Consider the following 3,983-nt stretch of genomic DNA (forward strand, 5'->3'; position numbering starts at 1 on the left):
GCCGGAGCCGCCCGCGCCGGTCACCGGCAGCAGCGCGGCGGCGGCGAGCAGCACGCCGACGGTGAGCGCGGCGGCCAGGTCCATGACGAGCCGGGAGAACGGCAGGCCCCACCGGGTCAGCGCGCCCGCGTCGCCCAGCCCGGGGATGATCTTCTCGGTGACCGCGCCGCCGAGCACGAGCGCCGCGACGAGGGCGGTGACGGCCGCCGCGGCGGCGACCAGGGCCGCGCGGACGACCCGGAGGGTGCTTGCGTTCACGGTCTCCTACTCACCGGGGTGCTTGCGCTTGGCGCGGGAGACGATCAGGACGCCGATGCCGATGCCGACCAGCGCGCCGATGCCGATCATGATCCAGCGGGACGCGCCGCCGGACGACTTCTTCGCCTCCGCCTTCGGCTTCTCCGCCGCGGGGGCGCCCGCCACGGGCGTCCCGGCGACAGCGCCGGTCGCGTCGGCGGACGGGGCAGCGGACGGCGCGGCGGACCCTCCCGGCTGACCGGCGTTCGGGGACGTGCCGCCCTGCTGGGCGGGGCCCCGGGCGGTGAAGGCCAGGTCGGCGTTCTCGATGCGGTGGCCGTCCGCGCCGACGACGGCGTAGGCGACGGTGTACTCGCCGGACGGCAGCGGCCCGGTCAGCGGCTGGGTGACCTCGGTGCCCTCCCGCCGGGCGTCCCCGGCCTGGTACTGCTTGCCCGCCTTGTCCTTGACCAGGACCTTCGCGAAGCCGATCCGGTCGCTGAACACCAGCTTGACCTCGGTGACCGAGTCGCCGGCGGCGTCCTTGGCGGGGGTGCTGCCCACCAGGCGGGTATGGGCCAGCGCCGGGGTGCTCAGCACCGCACCGAACGCCGTCGTCAGCACCGTGACCAGCGCGGCGAGCAGGCCGAGGCGGCGCGGGATGGAGGTCTTCATGGCGGGCCGGATGTCTCCAGAGTCGAAAGGTCGAGGCCTCCACCACCCTACTGACGCTGAGCGATGGCCGTGCTCCGGGGCGGGGCGTGGTCGCGGGCGGGAGGGAGGGCTCGTCAGGGGGGCGGGGCGCGGTCAGAGCGCGCTCAGGACGTGGGCGCGGCCGTGTTCGGCGAACTCGGCGCGGACGGCCTCGGCGGACGCCGCGTCGAGGGGCCGGTAGTCCAGGTCGCGGCCCGGACGCCACCAGACGTCGCCGGCGTCCCAGCGCTCGCGGCGCAGCGGGCGCTTGTCGAGCTTGCCGGTGGCGGTGAGCGGCATGGACGCGACGACGCGGACGAACCTGGGCGCCCACTTGGTCCCGAGGTCGGGCTGGGCGGCGAGGAAGGCGGCGAAGGCGTCCGGGGAGAACGGGCGGCCGTCCAGTTCGAGGGCGGCCATGACCTGGTCGCCCGTCCGGGGGTCGGGGACGGGGTAGACGGCGCACATGACCACCGGCTTCCAGCGGGCCAGGACCCGTTCGACCGGCGCGGCGGCGAAGTTCTCGCCGTCCACGCGGAGCCGGTCGGCGGTGCGCCCGGCGAAGTAGAGGTAGCCGGCGGCGTCCCGGTAGCCGAGGTCGCCGCTCCAGTAGAGGCCGCCGCGGACGCGCTCGGCGTCGGCCTCCGGGTTGTTGTAGTAGCCCTCGAAGGACGCGACGACGTTGAGCCCGACGATCTCCCCGATGGCCTCGTCCGCGTTGAGCAGGGAGCCGTCGGGGGCGAACCGGGCGGGCGGGCACTCGGCGGCCGTCGCCGGGTCCAGGATCGCGACCTCGATGCCCGGACGCGGCACGCCCAGCGCCTCAGGCGGCGTCCCGGGCACTTTGTGGATGGCGATCGCGCCCTCGCTGGAGCCGTAGCCCTCGATGATCCGGCAGCCGAACCGCCGTCCGAACCGGGCCATGTCCTGGGCGGACGCCTCGGTGCCGAACGCGGTGGCGAGGGTGTTGTCGGCGTCGTCGGGGCGTTCGGGGGTGGCCAGGACGTAGGCGAGGGCGCGTCCGACGTAGTTGAAGTAGGTGACGCCGTACCGCCGGACGTCCGGGAGGAAGCCGGACGCGGAGAACCTGCGGCGCAGGGCGACGGCCGCGCCCGCATGGGTGGCCATGGCCAGGTTCGCCATGACCGAGTTGCCGTGGAACAAGGGCATCGCGGCATAGGTCACCGAGTCGCGCTCGATGCCCATGTCGGAGGCGTGGGACCCGATGTCGGCGAGCCGGCCCTGCCCGCAGGAGACGGCCTTCGGCGCGCCGGTGGAGCCGGAGGTGAACAGCAGGAGCAGCCGGTCGGCCGGGTCCGCGTCCGGGACGGTCTCGGGCGGGTCGGACGGCAGCGCCGCGCGGTACCCGGCGGAGTCGACGCGGTGGACGGGGACGCCGAGGTCCAGGCCGTCCAGCAGCGGGGCGTGCGCGGCGTCGGTGAGGACCACGTCGCAGTCGGTGTGCCGGATGTCGGCCGCGAGCCCCGCGCCGCGCCGGGTCGGGTTGATCCCGACCAGCGTGCAGCCGGCGAGCGCGGCGGCCCCGATCCAGAACACGAACTCGGGGACGTTCTCCAGCAGCACGCCGACGTGCCGCCGGCGGCCGTCCGGGCACGGGCACAGGCCGGGGACGAGCGCGGCCCTCGCGCGGGCGGCGCGGACCACCTCGCCCCAGCCGTACGCCTCGTCCTCGAAGAACAGGCCCGGCCGGGGGTCCCCGGACCGCGCGAGCAGCGTCTCGGCGAAGGTCGCGTGCGGCACGCCCCGAGCGTTTCACCAAGCGATCGCTTGGTCAATGCCGGGACGGACGCCTCAGCGGTCAGTTCCCGCAGCCGCAGTCACAGCACCCGCAGTCGCAGTCGCAGCACCCGCCTCCACTGCTGCCGCTGCCGTTGCCACTGCCGCAGCACCCGCAGTCGCAGCACGAGCAGTCACTGCACTCGCACTCCCGGGTCACCACGCAGCGGTCGTCCCACGACCGGCCCCTCCACTCGCTCCAAGCCGGCTGGTACAGCCCGCAGGTCACGCAGACGAGGGTCCCGGTGAAGCACGGAACCGGCCAGGGCGGGCGCGGCGGCCTCTGCCGGGGCCCGTGACCGTGACCGCCGTGCCCCGGCCCACCCGGGAACCAGCCGCCGCCACCGCCACCGCCACCGCCACCGTACGGAGGCTGGCCGGGCGGAGGCCCGTATCCCTGCCCGTAGCCGGGCTGCGGCTGCCGGCCCGGGTACTGCCCTTGCGGGTACTGGCCCTGCGGGTACTGGCCCTGCGGATACTGCGGCGGATACGGCTGCTGCGGGTACGGCTGCCCCTGCGGCGGATACGGCTGGTGACCGCCGGGCGGCGGGAACTGAGCCCTGGGGAACTCGCCGTGCGCGTCCTCGACGCGCAAGAGCTGGAGGGCCGCGTCCTCGTCGTGCGCGGACTTCGGCGCCTTGCAGGAGGCGCTGTGCCTGCGCCGCGCCTCGGGGTACGGGGCGAAGACGCGGTCGACCGTGCGCCCGATCTCCCGGTTCAGCAGCGCCCGGACGAGCCGCGGCTTCTCCATCTCGACGTCCGCCAGCGCCAGCCGCAGGCCGCGCAGGGCGTCGTCGCAGACGCGGCGGGCCTCGGCCGGGGACGTGCCGGTCGCGAGCAGCGGGTTGAACGCGCCGGCGGCGGCGTCCTCCTCGATGTCCTCGACGGCGTCGATCAGGTGCGCGAGGCGTCCGAAGAAGCGTCCCGCCTCCGACAGCGCCTCGGCGTTGCCCTCGCGTCCGGCGATGACGGCCGTGTGCGCGAACACCGCGGCGGTCGCGGTCTCGGTGGGCTCGGTCAGCTCCAGCAGCCCGATGCCCGTGGCGCGTTCCAGTTCGGGCTGGCGCGCCACGGCGTCGCGCAGCACCGACGGGTCGAACCCGACGGCCGCGCCGGTCCGCGCGCCCGCCTCGTCCCACCGGTCGGCCATCCTCGACGCGGCGGCGGCGACCAGCCGGCGCGCGTACGGGCCGTCGCCGTCGGCCACGTGGTCGCGGGTCTTGCCCGCCGCGAGCAGCAGCGACGTCGCGGCGGCC

General features: G+C 75.5%; 3 protein-coding genes and 1 pseudogene. All 4 read right to left on the reverse strand.

The genetic code is table 11. The features are described from left to right. Positions 1–258: pseudogene (locus DZF91_RS27120) on the reverse strand (copper resistance protein CopD); the annotation flags it as partial. Positions 259–264: 6 nt separating this feature from the next. Beyond that, on the reverse strand, positions 265–912 hold the full coding sequence (locus tag DZF91_RS27125; RefSeq protein ID WP_117359996.1) for a copper resistance CopC family protein: 648 nt from the start codon (positions 910–912) through the stop codon (positions 265–267). A gap of 132 nt (positions 913–1,044) precedes the next feature. Continuing rightward, a complete protein-coding gene (locus tag DZF91_RS27130; RefSeq protein ID WP_117359997.1) occupies positions 1,045–2,691 on the reverse strand; it encodes an AMP-binding protein in 1,647 nt (548 codons plus the stop codon). Between the two features lie 58 nt (positions 2,692–2,749). Beyond that, positions 2,750–3,983, reverse strand: a 1,234-nt coding sequence (locus DZF91_RS40475) for a DUF5685 family protein (protein WP_117359998.1), incomplete at its 5' end; no start/stop codon positions are given.

This window comes from Actinomadura logoneensis (genome assembly GCF_003428695.1).
Classification (GTDB): domain Bacteria; phylum Actinomycetota; class Actinomycetes; order Streptosporangiales; family Streptosporangiaceae; genus Spirillospora; species Spirillospora logoneensis.